At 62.3% G+C, this 22,958-nt stretch carries 19 protein-coding genes, 1 tRNA gene and 1 pseudogene; 14 read left to right on the top strand and 7 right to left on the bottom strand.

Annotated elements, in window-relative coordinates; all coding sequences use genetic code 11:
* Positions 1-3: 3 nt before the first annotated feature.
* Positions 4-1,254 carry an aminotransferase class I/II-fold pyridoxal phosphate-dependent enzyme gene (locus GGQ85_RS03685; protein ID WP_309773404.1) on the bottom strand — a complete coding sequence of 417 codons (1,251 nt, stop codon included), beginning with the start codon at positions 1,252-1,254 and terminating at the stop codon, positions 4-6.
* 251 nt (positions 1,255-1,505) lie between these two features.
* The gene (locus GGQ85_RS03680; protein ID WP_309773402.1) at positions 1,506-2,726 is read right to left on the bottom strand and encodes a ubiquinone biosynthesis hydroxylase; all 1,221 of its coding nucleotides are present in this window, start codon (positions 2,724-2,726) and stop codon (positions 1,506-1,508) included.
* Positions 2,727-2,893: 167 nt separating this feature from the next.
* On the opposite strand from GGQ85_RS03680, the gene tesB reads away from it, so the two are divergent.
* On the top strand, positions 2,894-3,754 hold the full coding sequence (gene tesB / locus GGQ85_RS03675) for an acyl-CoA thioesterase II (RefSeq protein WP_309773401.1): 861 nt from the start codon (positions 2,894-2,896) through the stop codon (positions 3,752-3,754).
* 112 nt (positions 3,755-3,866) lie between these two features.
* On the opposite strand, the gene GGQ85_RS03670 is transcribed toward tesB, so the two are convergent.
* Positions 3,867-4,751: a DUF4339 domain-containing protein gene (locus GGQ85_RS03670; protein WP_309773400.1), complete on the bottom strand. Its 885-nt coding sequence runs from the start codon at positions 4,749-4,751 to the stop codon at positions 3,867-3,869.
* Positions 4,752-4,983: 232 nt separating this feature from the next.
* On the opposite strand from GGQ85_RS03670, the gene GGQ85_RS03665 reads away from it, so the two are divergent.
* From GGQ85_RS03665 to GGQ85_RS03650, 4 genes and pseudogenes are all read left to right on the top strand, one after another.
* Positions 4,984-5,322: a P-II family nitrogen regulator gene (locus GGQ85_RS03665; RefSeq protein ID WP_079445130.1), complete on the top strand. Its 339-nt coding sequence runs from the start codon at positions 4,984-4,986 to the stop codon at positions 5,320-5,322.
* Positions 5,323-5,414: 92 nt separating this feature from the next.
* Positions 5,415-6,731 carry an ammonium transporter gene (locus tag GGQ85_RS03660; RefSeq protein WP_309773399.1) on the top strand — a complete coding sequence of 439 codons (1,317 nt, stop codon included), beginning with the start codon at positions 5,415-5,417 and terminating at the stop codon, positions 6,729-6,731.
* Between the two features lie 342 nt (positions 6,732-7,073).
* Positions 7,074-7,447: pseudogene (locus GGQ85_RS03655) on the top strand (P-II family nitrogen regulator).
* A 37-nt stretch (positions 7,448-7,484) separates the two neighbouring features.
* Positions 7,485-8,834, top strand: a complete 1,350-nt coding sequence (locus tag GGQ85_RS03650; protein ID WP_374708841.1) for an ammonium transporter — start codon at positions 7,485-7,487, stop codon at positions 8,832-8,834.
* Positions 8,835-8,947: 113 nt separating this feature from the next.
* Here GGQ85_RS03650 and GGQ85_RS03645 read toward each other — a convergent pair whose 3' ends face one another.
* The 3 genes from GGQ85_RS03645 to GGQ85_RS03635 all read right to left on the bottom strand — a co-directional run bounded on the left by GGQ85_RS03645 (position 8,948) and on the right by GGQ85_RS03635 (position 11,108).
* On the bottom strand, positions 8,948-9,148 hold the full coding sequence (locus tag GGQ85_RS03645; protein ID WP_079445127.1) for a Trm112 family protein: 201 nt from the start codon (positions 9,146-9,148) through the stop codon (positions 8,948-8,950).
* 136 nt (positions 9,149-9,284) lie between these two features.
* Entirely contained in the window at positions 9,285-9,959 is a 675-nt protein-coding gene (locus tag GGQ85_RS03640; protein ID WP_079445126.1) for an LON peptidase substrate-binding domain-containing protein, read from the bottom strand.
* Between the two features lie 213 nt (positions 9,960-10,172).
* On the bottom strand, positions 10,173-11,108 hold the full coding sequence (locus GGQ85_RS03635; protein ID WP_309773398.1) for a tetratricopeptide repeat protein: 936 nt from the start codon (positions 11,106-11,108) through the stop codon (positions 10,173-10,175).
* Between the two features lie 289 nt (positions 11,109-11,397).
* Between GGQ85_RS03635 and GGQ85_RS03630 the strand changes: the two genes are divergently transcribed.
* The 3 genes from GGQ85_RS03630 to GGQ85_RS03620 all read left to right on the top strand — a co-directional run bounded on the left by GGQ85_RS03630 (position 11,398) and on the right by GGQ85_RS03620 (position 16,188).
* Positions 11,398-11,472: transfer RNA gene (locus tag GGQ85_RS03630), tRNA-Gly, on the top strand.
* A gap of 552 nt (positions 11,473-12,024) precedes the next feature.
* On the top strand, positions 12,025-13,713 hold the full coding sequence (locus GGQ85_RS03625; protein ID WP_309773397.1) for a PAS domain-containing protein: 1,689 nt from the start codon (positions 12,025-12,027) through the stop codon (positions 13,711-13,713).
* Positions 13,714-13,947: 234 nt separating this feature from the next.
* On the top strand, positions 13,948-16,188 hold the full coding sequence (locus tag GGQ85_RS03620) for a T6SS phospholipase effector Tle1-like catalytic domain-containing protein (protein ID WP_309773396.1): 2,241 nt from the start codon (positions 13,948-13,950) through the stop codon (positions 16,186-16,188).
* A gap of 97 nt (positions 16,189-16,285) precedes the next feature.
* On the opposite strand, the gene GGQ85_RS03615 is transcribed toward GGQ85_RS03620, so the two are convergent.
* The gene (locus GGQ85_RS03615) at positions 16,286-17,062 is read right to left on the bottom strand and encodes an alpha/beta hydrolase (RefSeq protein ID WP_309773395.1); all 777 of its coding nucleotides are present in this window, start codon (positions 17,060-17,062) and stop codon (positions 16,286-16,288) included.
* 208 nt (positions 17,063-17,270) lie between these two features.
* On the opposite strand from GGQ85_RS03615, the gene infC reads away from it, so the two are divergent.
* The 6 genes from infC (at position 17,271) to pheT (ending at position 22,929) form a co-directional block, all read left to right on the top strand.
* The gene (gene infC / locus GGQ85_RS03610; protein ID WP_079445121.1) at positions 17,271-17,810 is read left to right on the top strand and encodes a translation initiation factor IF-3; all 540 of its coding nucleotides are present in this window, start codon (positions 17,271-17,273) and stop codon (positions 17,808-17,810) included.
* A gap of 406 nt (positions 17,811-18,216) precedes the next feature.
* A complete protein-coding gene (gene rpmI / locus GGQ85_RS03605; RefSeq protein ID WP_011508684.1) occupies positions 18,217-18,417 on the top strand; it encodes a 50S ribosomal protein L35 in 201 nt (66 codons plus the stop codon).
* A gap of 71 nt (positions 18,418-18,488) precedes the next feature.
* A complete protein-coding gene (gene rplT, locus GGQ85_RS03600; RefSeq protein WP_079445120.1) occupies positions 18,489-18,848 on the top strand; it encodes a 50S ribosomal protein L20 in 360 nt (119 codons plus the stop codon).
* Positions 18,849-18,881: 33 nt separating this feature from the next.
* Positions 18,882-19,382: a DinB family protein gene (locus tag GGQ85_RS03595; protein WP_309773394.1), complete on the top strand. Its 501-nt coding sequence runs from the start codon at positions 18,882-18,884 to the stop codon at positions 19,380-19,382.
* 5 nt (positions 19,383-19,387) lie between these two features.
* The gene (pheS, locus tag GGQ85_RS03590) at positions 19,388-20,494 is read left to right on the top strand and encodes a phenylalanine--tRNA ligase subunit alpha (protein WP_309773393.1); all 1,107 of its coding nucleotides are present in this window, start codon (positions 19,388-19,390) and stop codon (positions 20,492-20,494) included.
* Positions 20,491-22,929 carry a phenylalanine--tRNA ligase subunit beta gene (gene pheT, locus GGQ85_RS03585; protein ID WP_309773392.1) on the top strand — a complete coding sequence of 813 codons (2,439 nt, stop codon included), beginning with the start codon at positions 20,491-20,493 and terminating at the stop codon, positions 22,927-22,929. The genes pheS and pheT overlap by 4 nt, the downstream gene beginning before the upstream one ends.
* Positions 22,930-22,958 lie beyond the last annotated feature (29 nt).

Here is a 22,958-nt window from a genome sequence, read left to right as displayed (position 1 = left end):
CGATTAATCGAGAGTTTTCACCAGCCGATGCAATGCCTCGGCCGTTGTTTCAGTGTCCGCTACGAGCGCCAGACGGATATAGCCCGCGCCGGGATTAAAGCCGTCGGCTTGCGGACGCGCCAGATAGCTTCCGGGCACGACGCGAATGCCGGCTTCCTTGTAGAGCCTGACGGCCACGGCCTCGTCGCCGCCATAAGCGGAGACATCCAGCCAGATGCAGAAGCCGCCGGCCGGGCGGCTGTAGCCGAAGCGATGACCGAGGATCTGGTCGGCGAGGTCGAACTTGAGCCGGTAGAGCCGGCGGTTCTCCTCGACATGCGCTTCGTCGCCATAGGCCGCCACCGCGACATGCTGCAGCGGCACCGGCACCTGAGGCGACGCGACGTTGCGCAATTCATGAAACGCGGAAAGGAATTTGCCATCGCCGGCCGCGAAACCGACCCGTAGCCCCGGCAGGTTCGAGCGTTTCGACAGCGACTGGAACGCGACGACATTGGCGAAATCCGGCCCCGCGCATTCCAGCGCGCTGCCGGGCGCGTCCCGCGTGTAGATTTCCGAGTAGCATTCGTCCGAGAACACGAGGAAGCCGTGACGGCGCGCCAGCGCGATCAGGCGCGAGAGGTAATCGCGCGAGGCCGTCGTTCCTTGCGGGTTGGCGGGGGAGGCGAGATAGATCGCGACCGTCCGCGCCAGCGTGCTCTCATCGATGGAATCGAGGTCGGGCAGGAAACCGTTGGCGCGCGTGGTCGGCAGGAAGATGGTTTCGCAATGGGCAGCGCGTGCGCCCGCGCCATAGGCCGGGTAAAACGGGTTCGGCATCAGGATGGCCGGCGTGCCCATGCGGGGCGCGACGTAGCGGGCGGCGGCGATCGCGGCGAAAAACAGCCCCTCACGGCTGCCGTTCAGCACCAGAATCTCGGTCTCGGGATCGACGGCACGGGGCAGGGTGAAGCGCCTCGACAGCCAGTTCGCGGCCGTGCGGCGGAACGGCTCGATCCCCCGCGCCATCGGATAACGTCGGAACTCGTTGATATATTGAGACAATATCGGAGCGACGAAGTCGGGCGGCGGGTGCTGCGGCTCGCCCAGCGACAACGTGATCAGAGGTTGTCCCGGCTCGTAGGGCGCAAGCAGCTCCGCCGTCCGCGCGAACGGTGACCGCTCGCCGGGCGTTGTGAACGCGGCCGGGCTGGCGGCAGACTCGGCCGGACTGACGGCGTCTGGCGCCGCGCGCGATGAAGCGGTGGTTGCCATCGGTTAAGCGTCAACACTTTCAAGACGTTCGGCCGCACCCAATAGCCGGACGAAAGACAGTTGAGTACCATAGGTACGGCGAGGTTAAGACGCGATTAACCATCGGCGGGAGGGCAGATTTTCTTGTTATGTTCTTGTGAATGCATAATGACGTTGCGGCGGCCCGTGTACCGCGACCGGATTTGCTTCCCGAAATAACAAATACCGAGGAACGAGGTCCCCTGCGTCTGCGGGAGACCCGATTTGCCCGCCTACAGCGCCTCGCCCTTCAACAGCCGTGGCATCTCGCCGGTCAGTCCCGCCGCCTGGCGGATGAACGCGTTCTTCAAAGGCGGCATTCGGTCAACCAGACCGAGGCCGATGTCGCGCACGCTGCGCAGCAGCGCCGATTCGTTCGAGAACAAAACATTGAGCGTGTTGGTGGCGAAGCCCATCGCCATGGTGTCGAAGCGCCGCCAGCGCTGATAGCGCTCGAGCACGTCGGCCTGCCCAGGATTGATGCCGAGCCTGACAGCGTCGACGACGGTTTCCGCGAGCGCAGCGACATCCTTCAGTCCGAGGTTCAGGCCCTGACCCGCGATCGGGTGAATCACATGCGCCGCGTCGCCGACCAGCGCCAGCCGCTCGGCGATGAATGAGCGCGCGACGAAATAGTGAAGCGGGAACGCGCGTGGCTTGTCGAGCGCCTTGATCTCGCCGAGGTGCAGGCCGAAGCGCTGCTCCAGTTCGGCATGAAATTCTTCTTCGGCAAGCGCGACGATGCGCGCGGCATCCGCCCGTTTCTCGGTCCATACCAGCGATGAGCGGCGGCCTGTCAGCGGCAGGATCGCGAACGGCCCGGCGGGGAGAAAATGTTCTTCGGCGCGGCCCTGATGGTCGCGTTCGTGGCCAACGGTGACGACGATGCCGGACTGGTCGTACTCCCAGCCGTGAGTGGCGATTCCGGCGCGCTCGCGCAGCCTTGAACGCGCACCGTCGGCCGCCACCAGAAGGCTTGCGTCAATCGTCGAGCCGTCGGCCAGCGAGACCATGACTCCGCCCGGCCGCACGTCGTTTCCCGTCACCGCGGTCGCGCGCAACTCGACGCCTGCCGCTTCCGCACGCGACGCCAGCGCCTCGATCAGATAACGATTCTCGACCATGTGCGCGAACGGTTCGCCCGGCTCGACCTCGCCGGTAAACGTCAGAAATGTCGGGCGGGTGGCGTCCTCGAGCTTGGAATCCGTGACCACCATATCGAGGATCGGCTGCGCGGTGCCGGCGACTTCGTTCCAGACCCCGAGCGCTTCGAATAGGCGGCGGCAGGCGGCAACGATAGCGGTGGCGCGCGGATCGCGGCTCGGCCGGTTCGCCAGCGCCGGATCGGCGACCACGATCGGAACCCCGGCGCCCAGCCCCTGACGCAGCGCCAGCGCCAGTGCCAGTCCCGCGAATGCGCCGCCGCAGATGACAATGCTCTGTTGTGTCGTCATGGTACGCCTTGCTTCTGTGCCGCCGCAGTATAGCCGGGCGAAACCGGTTTCCAAACGTTGCTTCTTTAGCACCCGCTCGGCCCGTGTCGTCGTTCCAGGACGGCTAGAGGCCGCGAACCCGGGATTAACGGTATGACAACGCATGAGTTCATGATGAAGGCGTCGCGATGTCCAAAAGTTTGATCGATCTGATCGCGATCCTCGATTTGGAGCCGATCGAGGAAAACCTGTTCCGCGGCAACAGCCCAAAGACGGGCTGGCAGCGGGTGTTCGGCGGGCAGGTGATCGCGCAGGCGATGGTGGCGGCGTGCCGCACCGTCGAAGGCCGCCTGCCGCATTCACTGCATTGTTATTTCATTCTGCCGGGCGACCCCGAGATCCCGATCATCTATCAGGTGGAGCGGTTGCGCGACGGCAAAAGCTACTCGACGCGGCGCGTCACCGCGATCCAGCACGGCCGCGCCATCTTCTCGCTCATGGTGTCGTTCCATGCGGAAGAGGAAGGCGCCTTCAATCATCAGGATCGGATGCCCGACGTGCCGCCGCCGGAGCAACTCTCGCCGGAGGAATTCGTCAAGCAGCCGATGTTCAAGGAGGTGCCCGAGTTCATCCGCCGTTACTATGAATCGGACAGGCCGATCGAACTGCGCCCGGTCGAACTCAACCGCTACTTCGGCGAGAAGATCGAGGACGGTCGTGTCCATGTCTGGATCCGCACCGCGTCGAGTCTGCCTGACGACCCGGCGCTGCACATGTGCGCGCTGGCCTATGCGTCGGATTTCGCTCTGCTGGATGCGGTGATGGCGCGCTACGGCCGCACGCTGTTCGATAAGCATATGATGGCGGCATCGCTCGATCATGCCATGTGGTTTCACCGCCCGTTCCGCGCTGACGAGTGGCTGCTCTATGCGCAGGATTCGCCGAATGCCCAGAACGGCCGTGGTCTCGCCCGCGGCCTGATCTTCAAGCAGGACGGCACGCTGGTCGCGTCCGTGGTGCAGGAAGGCTCGGTGCGCGAGCGGCGCTAGAGCGGGATGAGGAAAAGTGTGTGCGGTTTTCCGCCCCGGATCCCGCTTTTCAAGATGTGAGAATCGATCACGTGCATGATCTTGGATCGATTCGATCCGAAATCATCATTATCTAAGCCGCCCGCGGCGACAGTTCGATCTGCGAGATGTACCAGCGCGCGATCCAGCTGAGCACCCATGGGATCGGGATGATCAATATGCAGCCGATCGCAACCACCACCGTTCGCCACAACACCTCAAGGCCGCTGGCATTGAAGATAATCTCGCGCCGGGTGCCATCAATGTTGCGGAACATCCAGCGCGTCATCGCCGTGATGACCCATGCCCCGCCGATGATGGTGATGAGCGAGAGATGGAGCAGCACAGTCCAGCCGACGTAATGCATGGCGTCGCCCCGGAACGAAAGCTGAAGCGGCCGTCCGTTGGCGCTGATATTCGCCACGATCCATTTAATCGTCATCCACGACAGCCAGGCCTGCACCGGAATCAGGATGAACTCGATATAAGGTATACCGGTCACGCCGGAGTAGGTGCACAGCGCGCTCAACACGAATACCCACCAGATATCCATCGGCTGGCCGGTAAATCCGAGATCGGGCCGCTGCGGCACCCGTACCTGAGAGATGAACCATCGGTAGAAGCTCGTGGCCACCCAGGGTGCCGGAACGACCAGCAGGAAGCCGATGACGAAGATCAGGCTGCGCCCGAGCAACTCCCAGATGCTGAAATCCGCCGACAGCGAGTCGCCGGCACGGCCGTCACTGCCGGTCAGCGACTCGCCTCCATGCGCGGGCCCCGGCGGCATGCGCGCAGCGGCCATAGCACCGGACAGGAGGCCCGGAATATCGCCGGCTCTTTCCCAGGCGGACATGCCCTCGGTCCAGACGCGAGTGTTGGCGTTCACGGTGCCGCGGACGATGAAATCCCGCAGCCGGTCTTCGGAATACGGGCCTTGCTGGGTGTTTCCAGAGGCGAAAAACCACAGACGGTTCGGCATGAATTTCCCCAAGACGCATCGGCTCTTGCCGGTGGTCCCCTTTAGTCGCAACGACGCGAACCTGGTTCAGGCGAAAAACCGGCCCGTCCGTGCCGAGGTCTCCACACTGTGACAAACCCTCGGCATGTTTTTCGTCCAGGCTGCAAGTTTTTTGTGCGAGTTGCACGGAAAGATGTCAGACTCAATCGTGCGGAGTCAGCTAACGTATTGTCCATTGAGCGGAAGCGTCATCATGAAATTCGTCGTCGCCGTTATTAAACCTTTCAAGCTCGACGAGGTCCGCCAAGCGCTGACCGCGATCGGGGTGCATGGCATGACCGTGACCGAGGTCAAAGGCTACGGCCGCCAGAAGGGCCATACCGAGATCTATCGCGGCGCCGAATATGTCGTAAACTTCTTGCCTAAGCTACGGATCGAGGTCGCAGTGTCGTCGGAGCTTGCGGACAAGGCGGTGGAGGTCATCACCGCGGCCGCGCGCACCGGCCAGATCGGCGACGGCAAGATCTTCGTGATTCCAATCGATCACGCCCTGCGCATTCGCACGGGCGAGACCGACAGCGACGCGCTGTGACGATGTGAACGTGTTCCCGGCGCGGCGAAGCAGCGCGAAGACCGCTGCACCACGTCGGTGACATAAGAGAATCCGAAAGTCGGGGAACAACAATGGGGGCACTTTTGCGTTGGGCAGCAGGCGCTGCGACGACAATCGTTGCAATCACGATTTTCGTAACGACAGGGACGCCGGCCTTTGCGGACAGCGCCACTTCAACTGTCAGCGCCGCCGATACCGCATGGATGATCGTCGCCACGGCCTTCGTGCTGATGATGACGATCCCGGGGCTGGCGCTGTTCTATTCGGGCATGGTGCGCAAAAAGAACGTGCTGGCGACGATGGCGCAAAGCCTCGCAGCGGTGGCGGTGATTTCGATTCTGTGGGTGGCGTTCGGTTACTCGCTGGCGTTCACAGGCGACGGGCCGTGGCTGGGATCGCCCGGCCGCATGTTTCTCGCCGGTATGAGCATGGACGCCGTCAATCCCGCGGCAAAGACCATCCCCGAAGCACTGTTCATGCTTTACCAGATGACCTTCGCGATCATCACCGTGGCGCTGGTGGCGGGCTCGGTGGCCGATCGGATGCGCTTCTCGGCCTATCTGCTGTTTTCGGTCGGTTGGTTTATCTTTGTCTACATTCCGCTTGCGCATTGGGTGTGGGGCGGCGGCTTCCTCGGCGCTGCCGGCGTGCAGGATTTCGCGGGCGGGCTGGTGGTGCATCTCAGCGCCGGCGTAGGGGGGCTGGTCGCGGCGAAAGTCCTCGGTAGCCGTCACGGCTATGGTTCGGACAATTTGTCGCCCTACGATTTGTCCCTCGCTGTGATGGGCACGGGGCTTTTGTGGGTCGGCTGGTTCGGATTCAACGGCGGCTCCGCGCTGGCTGCGAATTCGCGCGCGGTGATGGCGATTATCGCCACGCATCTCGCCGCCTGCGCCGGCGCGCTGACATGGGCAGCCATCGAGTGGGCGACGCGGCGCAAGCCCTCCGTACTCGGCATGATCTCGGGCGCGGTTGCGGGTCTCGGCACGATCACGCCGGCCTCCGGCTTTGTCACGCCCCTGCAAGGCATCATCATCGGAATCGTTGCCGGACTGATCTGCTATTGGGCCTGCACCAGCCTCAAGCATCGCTTCCGCTATGACGATTCGCTCGACGTATTCGGCGTCCACGGCATTGGCGGACTGACCGGGACCCTGCTGCTCGGGGTGTTCGCGACCTCGTCGATCGGCGGCGTGCCCGGCCTGCTCGAAGGCAACCCGCGCCAGTTGCTGCTGCAGCTCTATGGCGTGGCCGTCACCCTGCTCTGGTCAGGTGCGGTGACTTACGGCCTCCTCAAGCTGGTCGGCGCTTTCGTGGCGCTACGGGTTTCCCGCGAGAACGAGCTGGAAGGACTCGACATTTCCCAGCACGGCGAGGCGCTGCAATAGCCGCATGACGACTTCGATATGACGGCGTTTTCCTTGGCCCGGTTCTGGTTTCAGAATCGAGCTTTTTCTGATCGGTACCGGTGTTTCGAACCTCTCGATGCCTTCCCCTTGGGCAAAACATCCTGAAAGCCGGGCACTGCCTTTCTTTTGAGCAGATGTGGTCAGGTTTTGAGCGGAGGGTTCCGCCCAATGTCGCACCGCGTGGCAGCAGAGCCAAAAAGCCTTGAATTCACAGGTCGTTAAGCAATTGGGCCGGTTTGGCACAGCATTTGATTCCCTGGTTGCGGCTGCGAATGCGCCGCGACCCTTCCCGGCGCGGAATCTCAGCCGAAACCGCCCGGCATGTTGCAGCCGGGCCCAGGCGGGGGCCGGACACATGAAAAAATCGTTATGGCGATCATCAAGCCCTTCAAGCACGAAGAGGTCCGCGATGCCCTGACCGCGATCGGCGTGCACGGTCTGACAGTGACGGAAGTCAAGGGATACGGCCGCCAGAAAGGCCGTTCGGAAATCTATGCGGCGCCGAATACACCGTGAGCTTTCTGCCGAAGATCAAGGTCGAGGCCGCGGTCAATTCCGGCCTGGTCGATGCGGTCGTCGAAACCATCGCCTCGGTGGCGTGAACCGGCAGGATCGGCGACGGCAACATCTTCGTCATCAACCTCGAGCATGCGGTTCGCATCCGCACCGGCGATCTCGATGCCGCAGCGATCTGATTTCGCGCTCATCCTTCCTCAATCAGGAGTAAAGCACATGACGTTCGAATGCCCGGCCCGCGCGGGACTGGCCATCGCGGCGATACTCACCGCAGCCGGCCTTGCGGGATTTGCCGACGTCGCGCTTGCCCAGAGCGCCGCAGCGGTCGCCCCTGCCGCGCCACCGCCGCCCAAACTGGATTCGGGCGACACCGCGTGGATGCTGACCTCCACCGCGCTCGTGCTGATGATGACGATCCCCGGCCTCGCACTGTTCTACGGCGGCATGGTGCGCAAGAAGAATGTGCTCGCCACGGTGATGCAGAGTTTCGCCATCACCTGTCTCGCCACCGTGCTCTGGATGGTGATCGGCTATAGCTGGGCCTTCACCGAGGGTACGAACTTTCTCGGCAGCGCCTCGCGCATGCTGCTGATGGGCATGGGCACGGACTCCATCGCCGCCGCCGCGCCGACGATCCCGGAATCGGTGTTCATGTGCTTCCAGATGACGTTCGCGATCATCACGCCAGCGCTGATCTGCGGCGCGATCGCGGATCGGATGAAGTTCTCGGCGATGATGTGGTTCATGGGCCTGTGGTCGCTGTTGGTTTATGCGCCAGTCGCGCACTGGGTCTGGGGCGGCGGATTCCTCGGAGGTCTCGGCGTGCTGGACTTCGCCGGCGGCACCGTGGTCCATATCAACGCCGGCGTCGCGGGCCTCGTCTGCGCGCTGGTGCTCGGCAAGCGCAAGGGTTACGGCAGCGAGAACATGGCGCCGCATAACCTGGTGCTGACCATGATCGGCGCGTCGCTCTTGTGGGTCGGCTGGTTCGGTTTCAACGCCGGTTCGGCGGTGACGGCGGGCGGACAGGCCGGCATGGCGATGGCGGTGACCCAGATCGCAACCGCCGCCGCGGCGCTGGCCTGGATGGTCGTCGAGTGGGGCTTGCGCGGCAAGCCGAGCGCGCTCGGCATCTGCTCCGGCGCGGTCGGCGGTCTCGTCGCCATCACCCCGGCCTCCGGCTTCGTCGATCCGTGCGGCGCGCTGGTCATCGGCGCCGTCGCCGGCATCGGCTGCTACTGGGGCGCCACCGGCCTCAAGCACATGATGGGCTATGACGACAGCCTCGACGCCTTCGGCGTCCACGGCGTCGGCGGCATCATCGGCGCGCTGCTCACCGGCGTGTTCGCCCGCACCGCCATCAACAAGGCCGGCACGGGCCTGATCGACGGCAACACCCATCAGGTGATCGTCCAGATCTACGGCATCCTCGCCACGGTCGTGTACGACGCCATCGTCACCCTGATCATCCTGCTTGCCATCAAGGCGGTGATCGGTCTGCGGGTCAGCGGCGAGAACGAACGCGAAGGTCTCGACATCAGCCAGCACGGCGAGGTGGTGCAATGACGCGAGAGCACGGCTGCGGCGCTCCGAGTGGCGTCGCCGCCGTCAGGACGATGCCTCTTCCGATGAGAAATGAAGAGCCAGGGCGGCGTGCATCATCCTCGCTCGATTTACCCTCACTCGATCTTCCTGGCCTCTTCCGGCAGCATGATCGGAATGCCGTCGCGGATCGGGTAGGCTAGTCTCGCCGAGCGCGAAATCAGTTCCTGCCGTTTGCCGTCGAATTCCAGCGGTCCCTTGGTGACCGGACAGACCAGAATCTCCAGAAGCTTTGGATCGACGGTATCTTCGGGACGATCGGAGGGGGGCGGCGTCATACGGGTCTCTTCGAAGGATCAAGTCGGGCGGGTGGGTTCATATGGGTTGTGGTTGAATCTGACATTCGCTTGCCGAGTTTGCCGCACGTCGGTGGCGAATGTCCAATCCACTCCACCAGTTGAGACGTTTCGCTAGCTACTGCAATCCGGGGTCGCCGCTGGTGCGTTTTTTTGCGAGGTCCATTTCGGTCACCGCGATCAAGATTTCCGCGCGCGTTTTAAGGTCAGTTGCCTCCAGCATCGCCTGCTTCTCCAACGGGCCATAGGGCGACATCATTGCTAGCGCGTTGACCAGTGCCTCGTTCGGGGCGTTCTCGATGTCGCTCCAGTCTACCTTCAAGTCGTTGACCTTGAGAAAATCGTTCAGCACCTCGAGCAGCCGTTTGCGGTCGACGGCGTCCTCGCCTTTGCGCGCGGTCAGATCATCGGCGTAAGCGAAGAAATCGACCTTGCACTGGCGATAGGGCGTCAACACCGTCGGCTCTTCCACGACCTTGAAACGCGAGACGCCGGTGAGCTCGAGGATATAACGGCCGTCGCCGGATTCGGCGAACTGCGTGATGCGCCCGACGCAGCCGACATGGAACAGCTCCGGCTTGTCCTCGCTCGCAGAATGGGCGATGTCGGGCTGGATCATGCCGATCAGACGATGGCCGTCCCGGAGCGCGTCGTCGACCATTGCGAGATAGCGCATTTCGAAGATGTTGAGCGGCATTTGGCCGCGCGGCAGCAGCAGTGCGCCGGGCAGCGGGAACACTGGTATCACTTCGGGAAGGTCACCGGGTCCGCGGTATTCGGCATTGATGGGCATGAACGAGTCCGGTGCTAGCGCGTATTCCGTAAAAGTGGATACCGGTTTTGCGATGAGAATACGCGCAAGTTATTAAGTGAGAGCATTTTCTAACGTCTAACCGGATTCCACTTAGCCGGAAAATGTTCTCACGGGCAAAGCTTGTAGCGGTCCTGCCCTGTCTTACATTCGCAGGCCGTTCGCTGAACGGACGCAAATGTGAGACCGGACCGCTTAAGAAAACAGGATCGTCGACAGGCGTTTGCGTCCCTCGACGGTGGCTTCGTCCGCGGCGCCCCACGCTTCGAAGAATTGCACGAGCTGCCTGCGGGCGGCATCATCGTTCCATTTGCGGTCGCGCCTGACGATTTCCAGCAGGTGATCGGTGGCCTCGCTGCGTTGGCCACCAGCGTTCAGTGCGGTAGCCAGGTCGAATCGCGCCTGATGATCGAGCGGGTTGGCCGCAACCTTCTGCTCGAGTTCGACGACCGGGCCGAGTGAACTCGCCTGTTCGGCGAGGTCGATCATGGCCTGCACGGTTGTCACGGCGGCGTCGCCGCGCTTCGATTCCGGCACCAGCGCGAGTGTTTGCTTGGCTTTGTCGATCGCGCCGGTGGTCGCATAGCAACGCGCAAGTCCGGCGATCGCCGGAAGATTGGCGGCGTCGATACCGAGAACCTCGGCATAGACCTCGGCCGCCGTGGTCGGGTCGCCTGCGGCGAGCGCGGCTTCCGCCTCTTGCAAGATTTCCTCGATATTCGGAGTGCCGGGCGCCGCCCCCGCGCCTTGCGTCAGCTTGTCGATGAAGCTCTTGATCTGGGTCTCGGGCACAACGCCCATAAAGAAGTCCACCGGTCGCCCACCGGTAAAAGCGAACACCGCCGGAATCGACTGATTACCGGTTTGTGCCGCAAGCTGCTGAAAAATGGCAGGATGCTGGTCGATATTCATCTTCGCCAGCTTGACCTTGCCAGCGGCGGCGCGCACCGCCTTTTCCAGGATCGGGGTCAATTGGCGGCATGGTCCACACCACGGCGCCCAGAAATCGACCAGCACCGGCTGGCGCATCGATTCCTCGATGACATCCTTCATGAAGGTCTGGGTCGTCGTCTCGTTGATCAGATCCGACGCCTGCGGTGGCGGCTCGCTGCCGTGCTCGACTATGGTCACGTGATCCTCGCCTGATGTCCCCGGAAGGAGCGGTCTGCGCCGTCCCAAAGTTCGCATATCCTTGCTAGCACGATCCGGACCCATAAATTGGTCCCTGCGCGGAAATATTGCAATTGGCGGGCGGGGCATCGTTCCCTCGTGGTCCTCTGAATGGCACCGGTATCGCGGCTGCCGTCCAGTGGAGGGGACTTTGGGAGAGAGGACCTCATATCTGGCTGTTGCATTCGCACGCCGCATTTGGCATAGCTCTGCCCTTCGGCGGCCGTCGATCGGCTGCCTGTTTTCGGATGCGGGTGTAGCTCAGGGGTAGAGCACGACCTTGCCAAGGTCGGGGTCGAGGGTTCGAATCCCTTCGCCCGCTCCAATTTTCCCGTGTCCGCGTTCCAGTTGGCCCTCGGCAACAGGCTAACGGAACATGCCAGACCATAGGCGACAATCCCGTGCGGAACGGATTTGTCGCTGGTCCAGATGGTTCTTTGGTTCCAGCTCGAAGTGTTCGAGATCGCAGCGCACCATGCTGACGGCCTGCGGGGGCGACTTTGATGCCGTTCTGACCGCCGAGTCTGGACTAGACTCACGCGACTCAATGCATACCGAGGCTGCAGCAGGCGGCGGTTATGAATGTTGTACTTCTTCAGGAAACGGTCACTGCCATCGCCGTGCAACAAAGGCGGATAACCTTCGCCGGCTGCTTCGTCGCCGATACCAGGGGAAGCGTTAGCTGTTGAAAAAACTAAGAAAAACGGAAAGCCCGGGCGGCTGCCGAAGCTCTCTGACACCGAAGAGCTGCGGGTATGTCTCGCGATCCAGGCCGATTAACCTCGTTTTAACCGATTCCATTCATCATCAAGTTACCAAGCTTCGCCCGCGAGTCGTGAGCTTTGGTAGTCTTGGATCTAACTCCTGGGGAGGATCAATGTTTTTCTTCAAAAAATGGTCGATCGCGAAAGAAAATGCCGCGAAAGCCGCAGCGATCAGCAAGTCTCAAGCCGTCATCGAGCTCGGTATCGATGGAACGGTCATCACGGCTAACGAGAAGTTTCTCAGCATACTCGGTTACACGCTGGCGGAGGTTCGCGGAAAGCACCACGGCATGTTCGTGGAGACCGACGAACGGTCCGGCGCCGCATACCGCGACTTCTGGGCCAGGTTGAATAAGGGCGAGACCCAATCGGCCGAGTACAAACGCATCGACAATCACGGCCGGGAAGTCTGGGTTCAGGCGTCCTATATTCCGGTGCTGGATTCGAGGGGGAATCCGACAAAAGTTATCGCGCTCGCGTCCGATATCACCGCGAAAAGAATCAAGAATCTGGAAAACGCGGGTCAGGTTTCCGCCATCGAACGCGCGCAGGGCGTGGTCGAATTCAAATTGGACGGCACGATCATTACCGCGAACAGAAACTTCCTTAACGCGATGGGCTTCGCCCTTAGCGAAGTGCAGGGGAAGCATGATGGCATGTTCGTGGAGCTGTCGGAGCGGTCAGGTGCGGCCTATCGCGAACTCTGGGCCAAGCTCAATCGCGGCGAGACTCAATCGGCCGAATACAGGCGGTTTGGTAAAGGCGGGAGAGAAGTCTGGATTCTCGCGACTTACAATCCAATCGTGGACGAGACCGGAAAGCCGTTCAAGGTTGTCGCGTTCACGACTGACGTCACCAAACAGAAATTGAAGGCGGCTGAGCTGGAGGGCCAGGTCGCGGCCATCGGAAAGTCGCAGGCCGTCGCCGAATTCGGAATGGATGGAAAGATCCTGACCGCGAACGATAACTTCCTGAAAGCGTTCGGCTACTCTCTCCTCAACGAGGTCCAGGGCAATCACCATCACATGTTCGTGGAGGCCGGCGAACGATCCAGCGCCGCCTATCGCGAATTCTGGGCCAAGCTCAATCGCGGCGAGTCACAGTCAGCCGAGTATCAGCGTATCGGCAAGAACGGCAAGATCGTCTGGTTGCAGGCTTCTTATAATCCGGTCCTGGATTCGAGGGGCAAACCCACGAAGGTTATTGAAGTCGCGACCGATATCACCGCCAGGAAACTCGAGGCGCTGGAAAACGCGGATCAGCTTGCCGCCATCGAACGCGCCCAGGCAATGGCCGCATTCAAACCGGACGGTACGATTATCGCCGCCAACGACAAGTTCCTGAAGGCGATGGGTTACACCCTCGGCGACGTTCGTGGCAAGAATGACGGCATCTTCGTGGAGGCTTCGGAGCGTGCAGGTTCTGCCTATCGCGAATTCTGGGCCAAGCTCAATCGCGGCGAGGCTCAATCGGCCGAGTACAAGCGCATCGGGAAGGACGGCAAGGAAGTCTGGATCCGGGCCTCGTACATTCCGGTCCTCGACGCCAAGGGCAAGGCGATCAAGGTCATCCAATACGCCACGGTGATCGAATCTGACCGTGGCGAAGAGATGGTACAGGAGGCGCCTGTGTCGTTGGCTGATCAGGCTGAAGCGTCGAGCTTGAGCATGGAGCGGCTGGAGACCCGTCGCAAGAGCGAGAGCGTCGGTCCGTCGCCCCTCGCCCAGTTCCTGACAAGCCTTCGCGCGGGATTTAGCTCCGCGATGGCATCCTCGACGAAAGCGGTCGCCAATTTCTTGTGACGATTGGTTGATCAGGAGAACGATGGGGTTGATGGTCGATGCTTTGGCGATGACCTCGAACCCATCGTGAATGTCACAGGGATGAGTTAGCCGTTGCCAACCTTCCTCCCTCAGTTGGCAAGGCTAACTGGCCGCGATTGAGTTGACGCTAAGAGAAGCGACGCCCGCTGCGGGCGTCGTTGGCTTTCGAGAGAAGGCGGATCAACGTCGGGCGACATCGTTCCGGGAGTTGGCATGGGCCGGAAAATCGTTCTGCTCTCTGATGGCACCGGAAATTCCGCGGCGAAGGTCTGGCGCACCAACGTCTGGCGCACATTCGAAGGGCTTGATCTTTCCGGATCGGATCAGGTGGCGTTCTACGATGACGGCGTCGGCACGTCGTCGTTCAAGCCGCTCGCCGTGCTCGGCGGCGCGTTCGGCTTCGGGCTGAAACGCAACGTTATCGATATCTACAAGTTCGCCTGCCGCAACTGGCTTGACGAAAGTGACCAGATATTCGGCTTTGGCTTTAGCCGGGGCGCCTTCACCATTCGCGTGGTGATGGGGCTGATCCTTAATCAAGGACTGATTGCCGCCGCCACCGAGGAAGAATTGGATCGCAAGGCGCGCGCAGCCTATCGCGCCTATCGCCGCGAACGCTATCATACGGTCTGGCGCATCGAGCATCTGTTCAGGGCTTTGCGCGATCTGGTTTGGCGCGACGATTACGACAAGGCAGACAATCGCGTGATCCAGCGCATCCGCTTCGTTGGCGTGTGGGATACTGTCACCGCCTACGGGTTGCCGATCGACGAGATGACGCGAGGCGTCAGCCGCTTCATCTGGCCGCTGCAATTGCCCGACCACAAGCTCGATCTGACGCGGGTGATGCGGGCCTGCCAGGCGCTGTCGATCGACGAGGAGCGAACCACTTTCCATCCCGAATTGTGGGATGAGAGCGGAGCACAGTCTGCCCGGCTTCGCGGGGACGGTGAGCGCTATCTTGCCGACGAACAGGTGAGTCAGGTCTGGTTTCCTGGCGTTCATTCCAACGTCGGCGGCGGCTATCCGGACGATTCACTGGCTTATATTTCACTGGTCTGGATGCTGCGGGAAGCGCAGGCCTGCGGTTTGCGCTTCAAGTCGGATCAGGGGGCGCCGCCAGCCGATCCCGACACCTTCAAGCATGCCGTCGCAATGTGCGACAAGGATGGCCGGCTCTATGATCCGCGCAAGGGTGTCGGCGGATACTACCGTTACGGGCCGCGCAAGATCGAGCTTCTCTCCAGCTACGCCTACACCAAACGGGACGTGGTGTCGGTGGCGAGACCGAAGATTCACGAGAGCGCTTTGTGCCGAATCGCAAGCCGCGCCCACGCCTATGCGCCGGTGGGGCTTCCCGCGGTCTACGATATCGCGACTTATGATGGGCGAATCGTCACGCCCGATGCGTTCGGGCTTGAAACCTCGGATGAGGCGGCGAAACGCGCCGAAGCGCAAGAGCATGTCTGGAACCAGGTGTGGAAGCGCCGCATCGTCTATTTCCTTACTGTCGGCGTTTCGCTTTGGCTCGCGCTCTACCCGCTGTTGCGCAAGCTGCCTGCCAAGGACGAGTATCTCAGCCCGGTCCGCTGGATCTCGGACATCATCCGCCTGGTCGGCGGCTTCCTGCCCGGATTCGCGCAGACCTGGATCGACGGCTACGCTCGCAGCCCGGTGCAGTTTTCACTCCTGCTCATCACCGTGATTGTGCTGATCGCCTGGAGCGCATGGCTCGCGGCAGGCATCTCGGATACGATGGGCGCGATCTGGCGGCGCGCCCCGTGCGCGCCCACCAAGGGACCGACAAACTGGATTTATCGGCTGCGCACCAGCCGCATCTACGTCGCTTTTCACGACTGGCTGAAGCGGCGCGGCGCGCCGGCCTTCTTTGCGCTGCTGTTCGTCTATCTCGGGGTCACGCTGACCAGCCACCTGCTTTACAACGCGCAGGATATCGCGGGCTTCACCTGCCGCGAAAACTCCCAAGCGAAAGCGCTAACTCGCGGCGAGGAAGCCAGCGTGACCTTCGCCACATCCGGCCTGTGCAACAACACCGGGATTTTCGTCCAGGGCAATGGCGCGCGCTATGTGGTCAAGGTGGAGACCACCGAGCCGTTCCGGGACGGCGGCATTCGGTCCCCGCTCGGCGGATTCTACTCGACCGATGCGCCGAACTGGCATCAGCAGCTGGCGCTGGTGCTCGGCGTTCCCTTGCGTCGCGAGCTAACGCGGCCGTGGTTCCGCCTGGTGTTGCGCTACGGCGCGGTTGGCGGCGAGGAGGTGTTTCTCGATCCCGATCCGGAAGACGGCACCATCGAGGCCGTGATCCGGCCGACGCGCAGCGGCGAGTTGCTTGTGTTCGTCAACGATGCGGTGCTGGGCATCCCCGGATTCTACGACGCATTCTATCGCAACAATGAAGGCTCCGCCAAACTCACAGTTAAGCGCAGATAGAGTGGCCTTCCGGATGCTCGAGCCGGATAGCCCGCCGAGGAACGTTTCGAGATGAGGATGCTCGCCGCAGGCCGGGCATGATCGGCCGTCCGCTGATTCAGAAGAACTCCGCCACCGCCGCCAAAATGCGCGCGATGTCCTGTGGACGCGACAGCCGGTGGTCGCCGTCCTGAATCATGGTCAGCACCACGTCATCGCTCGGCAACCGTTCGGTCAGCGTTAAGGCGTGACGCCACGGCACGTCGAGATCCTGCGCGCCCTGCAGGATGCGCACCGGACAGCCGGTCGAGATGCTGCGGTCAAGCAGCAGATGGTTGCGGCCCTCCTCGATCAGTTCGCGCGTGATCGGATAGGGATCGCCGTAATCGGACGGCCGCAGCCAGACACCATCGGTTTCGATGGCATGTCTGGCCTCCGGCGAAAAGGTCTTCCACATCAACTCCTCGGTAAAATCCGGCGCCGGTGCGATCAGCACGAGGCCGGTGAGCGTGGCGCGGGAGGATGCCCGTCGCGCGATCTCGCGCGCTAGCAGAAGCGCCATCCAGCCACCCATCGATGAGCCGATCACCACCTGCGGCCCCTCGCAAAAAGCGTCGAACACCGCGAGGCTTTCCTCGAGCCAGCGTCCTATGGTGCCATCGGTGAACTCGCCGCCGCTAGTCCCGTGACCGGAGTAGTCGAAGCGCACGCAGGCCAAACCGCGTTCGGCCGCCCACGAATCGAGCGCCAGCGCCTTGGTGCCCGCCATGTCGGATTTGAAGCCGCCGAGCCAGAACAGGCCCGGGGAGTCCCCGCGCCGTGCCTGCACGGCGATCCGGCGCATGGCGTCGCCGCCGCCGACCTCGATAAATTGCGCTGCCGTCTCGCTCGTCATGGCGTCCGTCCGTTTGCGTGTTTCCGGCAGTGCCGTTCCCCCATTTGAATGCCTGCTCGATGCGGAACAAGTAGCGGATCGAAATTGATCGGCGTGACCAAAATACCTCGCGTTCGATGGTTTTGCCCCGCGTTAAATTCCCCCGCTTGCCCGCAGCCGCTTATTCCTTCAAAGTAGGCGCTTCTTTCACAACATTGGAGAGCCACCCATTCGCCGTCCCAGTAGAGCGCCAATGCCCGTCGCGAAAGACGGACCGCGCACCAACGATGAAATCCGCAATGCCCAGGTTCAATTGATCGATCAGGACGGCACCAACCAAGGTACCGTGGAAACGATCGCCGCCATCAAGATGGCCATGGATGCCGGTATGGATCTGGTCGAGATTGCCCCGAACAGCAGTCCTCCCGTCTGCAAGATCATGGATTACGGGAAATACAAGTTTCAGGCCCAGAAGAAAGCCGCCGAAGCCCGCAAGAAGCAGAAGGTCGTCGAGATCAAGGAGATCAAGCTCCGTCCGATGATCGACGATCACGACTACGACGTGAAAATGAAGGCGATGCAGCGGTTCTTCGAAGAGGGCGACAAGGTCAAGATCACCCTGCGCTATCGCGGCCGCGAGATGGCTCACCAGGAGATCGGCACCAAACTGCTCGACAAGGTGAAGGCCGACGTCGCCGCCTACGCCAAGGTCGAGCAGGACGCCAGGTTCGAGGGCCGCCAGGTCGTCATGGTGCTGGCACCGCGCTGAGGCTGCGTTCATCTCTTTAAGAGTTCGACCGAAATTGGCTCGCGAGACATCTGGCGGGCCAGTTTCGACGAGCCTCTGCAAGACCTAACCCGCAAGCGGAGAGGGAGCGCGCCGTGTCTGTTCCAAGCGACTTGCCTTCAGCTATTTTTTAAGTGGGCACATCTCTCCCGGGCAGCCCCTTCCGGCTGGGAATAGCGATCGTTCTTTCCCTAAATCGTTGCCAATCCGGCCATCCTCTGCCATAAGCCCGATCTTCGCCGCCCGGCTGATTCAAGGGCTGCCGTGGCGACGACCATGCCGGCGATGTCATTTCAGATATAGTCGAGCATTTTCAACGCTCTAGCGAGCATTTCGCCGCAAAAAGCGCCCCTTGGGGCGCATTTTTTCGTGGCAACAGGAGAGCCAAATGCCCAAGTTGAAGACCAAATCGGGCGCTAAAAAGCGCTTCAAGGTGACCGGGACCGGCAAGGTGGTGTCCGCCCACGCCGGTAAGCGACATGGCATGATCAAGCGGACCAAGAAGCAGATTCGTCAGCTTCGCGGCACCCGCATCCTGTTCAAGACCGACGGCGACAACATCAAGAAGTACTTCTTGCCGAACGCCTGACGGCCGACCTGTTGCAATCCCGCCGCGCCAAGCGGCGTCAAATTCACCAGTCACTTTGAAGGAGATCGGTCATGGCTCGCGTCAAGCGCGGTGTGACGGCTCATGCCAAGCACAAGAAAGTCTACAAGATCACCAAGGGTTTTTCCGGCCGCCGGAAGAACACCATTCGCGCCGCGAAGGCCGCCGCCGACAAGGCCGGCCAGTACGCCTTCCGCGACCGCAAGCGCAAGAAGCGCACCTTCCGCGCCCTGTGGATCCAGCGCCTCAACGCCGCCGTCCGGCCGTTCGGCATGACCTACAGCCGCTTCATCGACGGCCTGTCGAAGTCGGGCATCACGGTCGACCGCAAGGTGCTGTCGGATCTCGCCATCAACGAGCCCGCCGCGTTCCAGGCGATCGCCGAGAAGGCCAAGGCCGCGCTCGCGGCTTGAGGCTTCGCGACGATCGGCCGTCGGGAGCGACGGATGATCGATATCAGCTATGCCAGGCGGATGGCCCGGTACAACCGTTGGCAGAACGACAATCTTTACACCGTGGCCGACGGTCTGTCGGACGGCGAACGCCGCCGCGATCGCGGCGCGTTCTTCGGCTCGATCCACGGCACACTCAATCATCTGCTTTGGGCCGACCGCATGTGGATGAGCCGGTTCTCCGACTGGCCGAGGCCCGGTTGCGGGATCGGCGAGTCGCCGACGCTTGTTCCCGACTGGAGCGAACTCAAGCGCGAGCGTCGCGCCGCGGACGCCCGGCTGATCGAGTGGGCCGACGGTCTCGATCCGGACTGGATCAAGGCAGATCTTACCTGGTTCTCCGGCGCGACAGGGAGCAGCGTGACCAAGCCGCGCTGGCAGCTCGTGATGCATCTTTTCAATCATCAGACCCATCATCGCGGGCAGGTTCACGCGATGCTGACGCAGGCGGGCGGCAAGCCGCGCGAGACCGACTTGTTCATCATGCCGGAGTAAAAGGGATGGCCGACATCGAGATTCTCGAACAGGAACTGACCGGCGCTGTCGACAATGCAGGCGACGAAGCCGCGCTGGAGGCGGTGCGCGTCGCGGCGCTCGGCAAGAACGGCGCGGTGACGGCGTTGCTCAAGACGCTTGGCGCGATGTCCCCGGACGAACGCAAGACGCGCGGCGCTGCGATCAACATGCTGAAGGACCGGGTGGCCGCCGCCATCAACGCACGCCGCGAGGTACTGAAATCCGCCGCGCTCGACGCGCGCCTTGCGTCGGAAACGATCGACGTCACGCTGCCGCTGCGCGAGACGCCCGCGGAAGCCGGCCGCATCCATCCGCTGAGCCAGGTGTGGGACGAGGTCACCACGATCTTCGCCGACATGGGTTTCGCGGTCGCCGAAGGTCCCGATATCGAGACCGACGACTATAATTTCACGCGGCTGAATTTCCCGGAAGGCCATCCGGCGCGGGAGATGCACGACACCTTCTACTTCAACCCGAAGGAGGCAGCCGGCTCGGAGGCCGGAGAAAAGCCTTCGCGCCTCCTGCTGCGCACCCATACCTCGCCGGTGCAGGTGCGCACCATGTTGAGCAAGACACCGCCGATTCGTGTCATCTGCCCTGGCCGCACCTATCGCAGCGACTCGGATCAGACCCATACGCCGATGTTCCATCAGGTCGAGGGGCTGGTGATCGACAAGTCATCGCATCTCGGCCACCTCAAATGGATCCTGCACGAATTCTGCAAGGCCTTCTTCGAGGTCGACAACGTCAACATGCGTTTCCGTCCCTCGTTCTTCCCGTTCACGGAGCCGTCGCTGGAAGTCGATATCCAGTGCCGCCGCGACAAGAACGAGATTCGCTTCGGCGAGGGCGAGGACTGGCTGGAGATTCTCGGCTGCGGCATGGTGCATCCGAACGTGCTGAAGCTGTGCGGCATCGATCCGGAAGTTTATCAGGGCTTCGCCTGGGGCATGGGGATCGACCGCATCGCCATGCTGAAATACGGCATCGCCGATCTGCGGCAATTGTTCGAAGGCGACGTGCGCTGGCTCACTCACTACGGCTTCAGGCCGCTTGAGATCCCGACGCTCGCGGGGGGATTGTCGACGTGAAATTCACCCTTTCCTGGCTGAAAGAGCATCTCGACACCGACGAGCCGCTCGACAAACTCGCCGACAAGCTGACCATGATCGGGCTCGAGGTCGAGCACATCGCGGACAAATCGAAGACGTTCGCGCCGTTCACCATCGCGCGCGTGGTCTCCGCTGTGCAGCATCCGAACGCCGATCGTCTCAGGGTCTGCATGGTCGATACCGGCGAGACCAGCGACAAGGGTGAGCCTGCTTACATCCAGGTGGTGTGCGGCGCGCCGAACGCGCGCGAGGGCCTCGTCAGCGTGTTCGCGCCGCCTGGCACCCACATTCCGGGAAAGAATATCACGCTCGGCGTCGGCACCATCCGCGGCGTCGAGAGCCGCGGCATGTTGTGCTCGGCGGCCGAGCTTGAAATCTCCGAGGATCACGACGGCATCATCGAATTGCCGGCGGATGCGCCGGTCGGTGTGGGATATGCGGAATGGGCCGGACTCGGCGATCCCGTGATCGAGATCAACCTGACGCCGAACCGGCAGGATTGCACGGGCGTGCACGGCATCGCGCGCGATCTGTCCGCTGCCGACATGGGTCGCTTCAAGGACCCGACCATCAAGCCGATCAAGGGCGAATTTCCCTGTCCGGTGAAGGTGACGGTGGAGGATGCCGCGCTGTGTCCGGGTTTCGCGCTGCGCCTCGTCCGCGGGGTGAAGAACGGCCCGTCGCCGGAATGGCTGCAAAAGCGCCTGACTTCGATTGGCCTGCGCCCGATCAATGCGCTGGTCGACATCACCAACTTCATGACCTACGACCGCGGCCGCCCGCTGCACGTGTTCGACGCGAAGAAGGTGCACGGAAATCTCACGATCCGTCGCGCGCGCGACGGTGAGACGCTGCTGGCGCTCGACGGCCGCACTTACACGCTCGATCCGAATGTTTGCGTCATCGCCGATGACAAGGGCGTCGAATCGCTCGCCGGCATCATGGGCGGCGAGCAATCCGGCTGCGACGAGACCACCACCGATGTGCTGATCGAATCGGCGCTATGGAGCGAGATCAACATCGCGCAGACCGGCCGCAGGCTCGGCATCAATTCAGACGCACGCTATCGCTTCGAGCGCGGCGTCGATCCCGCTTTCATGGTGCCCGGTCTCGAAATGGCGACGCGGCTCGTGATCGAGCTTTGCGGCGGCACGCCGTCGGAGAACGTCGTTGCCGGACAGGCGCTGCCCGATGACCGCGTGATCGATTTCCCCTTGAGCGAAATCAAGCGGCTGGCGGCTATCGATGTGCCTCTGGTCGAAGTGCGGCGCATTCTCGGCCATCTCGGTTTCATGGTGGCCGGCAGCGGGCCCGTTGTGAAGGTCGCTATCCCCACCTGGCGCACTGACGTTCAGGGCAAGGCCGACATCGTCGAGGAGATCGTGCGTATCGTTGACGTCGACAAGGTACCGATGACGCCGTTCGATCGTGGCGAGGCTCCGCGCAAACCTGTGCTGACGCCGATCCAGTCACGCACCCGACGCGCGCGGCGTGCGCTGGCGGCGCGCGGCATGGTCGAAGCCGTCAACTGGTCGTTCATCGCCAAGCCGCAGGCCGAGCTGTTCGGCGGCGGAAGTAAGGAACTGGCGCTCGCCAACCCAATTGCCTCGGATCTTTCCGACATGAGGCCGAGCCTGCTGCCGGGTCTCGTCGCGATCACGCAGGCCAATGCCGACCGGGGCTTTCCCGACGTCGCGCTGTTCGAGGTCGGGCAGATTTTCAGAGGCGACGGTGCGCAGGATCAATTCATGGCCGCCGCCGGGCTTCGCCGCGGCATGGCCTCGTCGGCGGGTCTCGGGAGGCACTGGTCGGGCTCGGCCACCGCGGATGCGCTTGATGTAAAGGCCGATGCGCTTGCCTTGCTGGCTGCCGCCGGTGCGCCGGCACAGGCATTGCAGATCGGCGCCGGCAGCGAATCGAAAAACTTTCCGGCATGGCTGCATCCGGGACGATCGGCTGCGATCCAGATCGGACCGCAGAACGTGCTCGGCTATTTCGGCGAACTGCATCCCCGCGTGCTCGAAGCGCTGAAGGCTGATGGTCCGCTACTCGCATTCGAGGTGATTCTCGACCGCATTCCGGAGGCCAAGCAGAAGCCGACTCGCGCAAAACCGGTGCTGGAATTGCCGCCGTTCCAGCCTGTGGCGCGCGACTTCGCGTTCATCGTCGATCGCGTTGTGAAAACGGCCGATATCGTCCGCGCGGCGCAAAACGTGGACAGGAAGCTGATCTCGGGCGTCACGGTGTTCGATATCTACGAAGGCAAGGGCATCGATGCGGACAAGAAATCGGTTGCTATCGCGGTGACGCTGCAGCCGCGTGACAAGACGCTGACCGATCAGGAGATCGACGCGGTGGCGGCGAAGGTCGTCGCTGAAGTCGCGAAAAGAACCGGCGGCAGCTTGCGCGGTTAAAGCGTTTTGACGCGAGGCGGATACCGGTT

This window comes from Nitrobacter vulgaris (genome assembly GCF_031453995.1).
Classification (GTDB): Bacteria; Pseudomonadota; Alphaproteobacteria; order Rhizobiales; family Xanthobacteraceae; genus Nitrobacter; species Nitrobacter vulgaris.
Note: the sequence above shows the minus strand (reverse complement) of the source record. Positions and strands in the feature narration are given on the sequence as shown.

Bases quoted from the DNA above. Each gene is read 5' to 3' on its own strand.
- GGQ85_RS03685 (WP_309773404.1), bottom strand. From the start codon at position 1,254: ATGGCAACCACCGCTTCATCGCGCGCGGCGCCAGACGCCGTCAGTCCG.
- GGQ85_RS03680 (WP_309773402.1), bottom strand. From the start codon at position 2,726: ATGACGACACAACAGAGCATTGTCATCTGCGGCGGCGCATTCGCGGGA.
- tesB (WP_309773401.1), top strand. From the start codon at position 2,894: ATGTCCAAAAGTTTGATCGATCTGATCGCGATCCTCGATTTGGAGCCG.
- GGQ85_RS03670 (WP_309773400.1), bottom strand. From the start codon at position 4,751: ATGCCGAACCGTCTGTGGTTTTTCGCCTCTGGAAACACCCAGCAAGGC.
- GGQ85_RS03665 (WP_079445130.1), top strand. From the start codon at position 4,984: ATGAAATTCGTCGTCGCCGTTATTAAACCTTTCAAGCTCGACGAGGTC.
- GGQ85_RS03660 (WP_309773399.1), top strand. From the start codon at position 5,415: ATGGGGGCACTTTTGCGTTGGGCAGCAGGCGCTGCGACGACAATCGTT.
- GGQ85_RS03650 (WP_374708841.1), top strand. From the start codon at position 7,485: ATGACGTTCGAATGCCCGGCCCGCGCGGGACTGGCCATCGCGGCGATA.
- GGQ85_RS03645 (WP_079445127.1), bottom strand. From the start codon at position 9,148: ATGACGCCGCCCCCCTCCGATCGTCCCGAAGATACCGTCGATCCAAAG.
- GGQ85_RS03640 (WP_079445126.1), bottom strand. From the start codon at position 9,959: ATGCCCATCAATGCCGAATACCGCGGACCCGGTGACCTTCCCGAAGTG.
- GGQ85_RS03625 (WP_309773397.1), top strand. From the start codon at position 12,025: ATGTTTTTCTTCAAAAAATGGTCGATCGCGAAAGAAAATGCCGCGAAA.
- GGQ85_RS03620 (WP_309773396.1), top strand. From the start codon at position 13,948: ATGGGCCGGAAAATCGTTCTGCTCTCTGATGGCACCGGAAATTCCGCG.
- GGQ85_RS03615 (WP_309773395.1), bottom strand. From the start codon at position 17,062: ATGACGAGCGAGACGGCAGCGCAATTTATCGAGGTCGGCGGCGGCGAC.
- rpmI (WP_011508684.1), top strand. From the start codon at position 18,217: ATGCCCAAGTTGAAGACCAAATCGGGCGCTAAAAAGCGCTTCAAGGTG.
- rplT (WP_079445120.1), top strand. From the start codon at position 18,489: ATGGCTCGCGTCAAGCGCGGTGTGACGGCTCATGCCAAGCACAAGAAA.
- GGQ85_RS03595 (WP_309773394.1), top strand. From the start codon at position 18,882: ATGATCGATATCAGCTATGCCAGGCGGATGGCCCGGTACAACCGTTGG.
- pheS (WP_309773393.1), top strand. From the start codon at position 19,388: ATGGCCGACATCGAGATTCTCGAACAGGAACTGACCGGCGCTGTCGAC.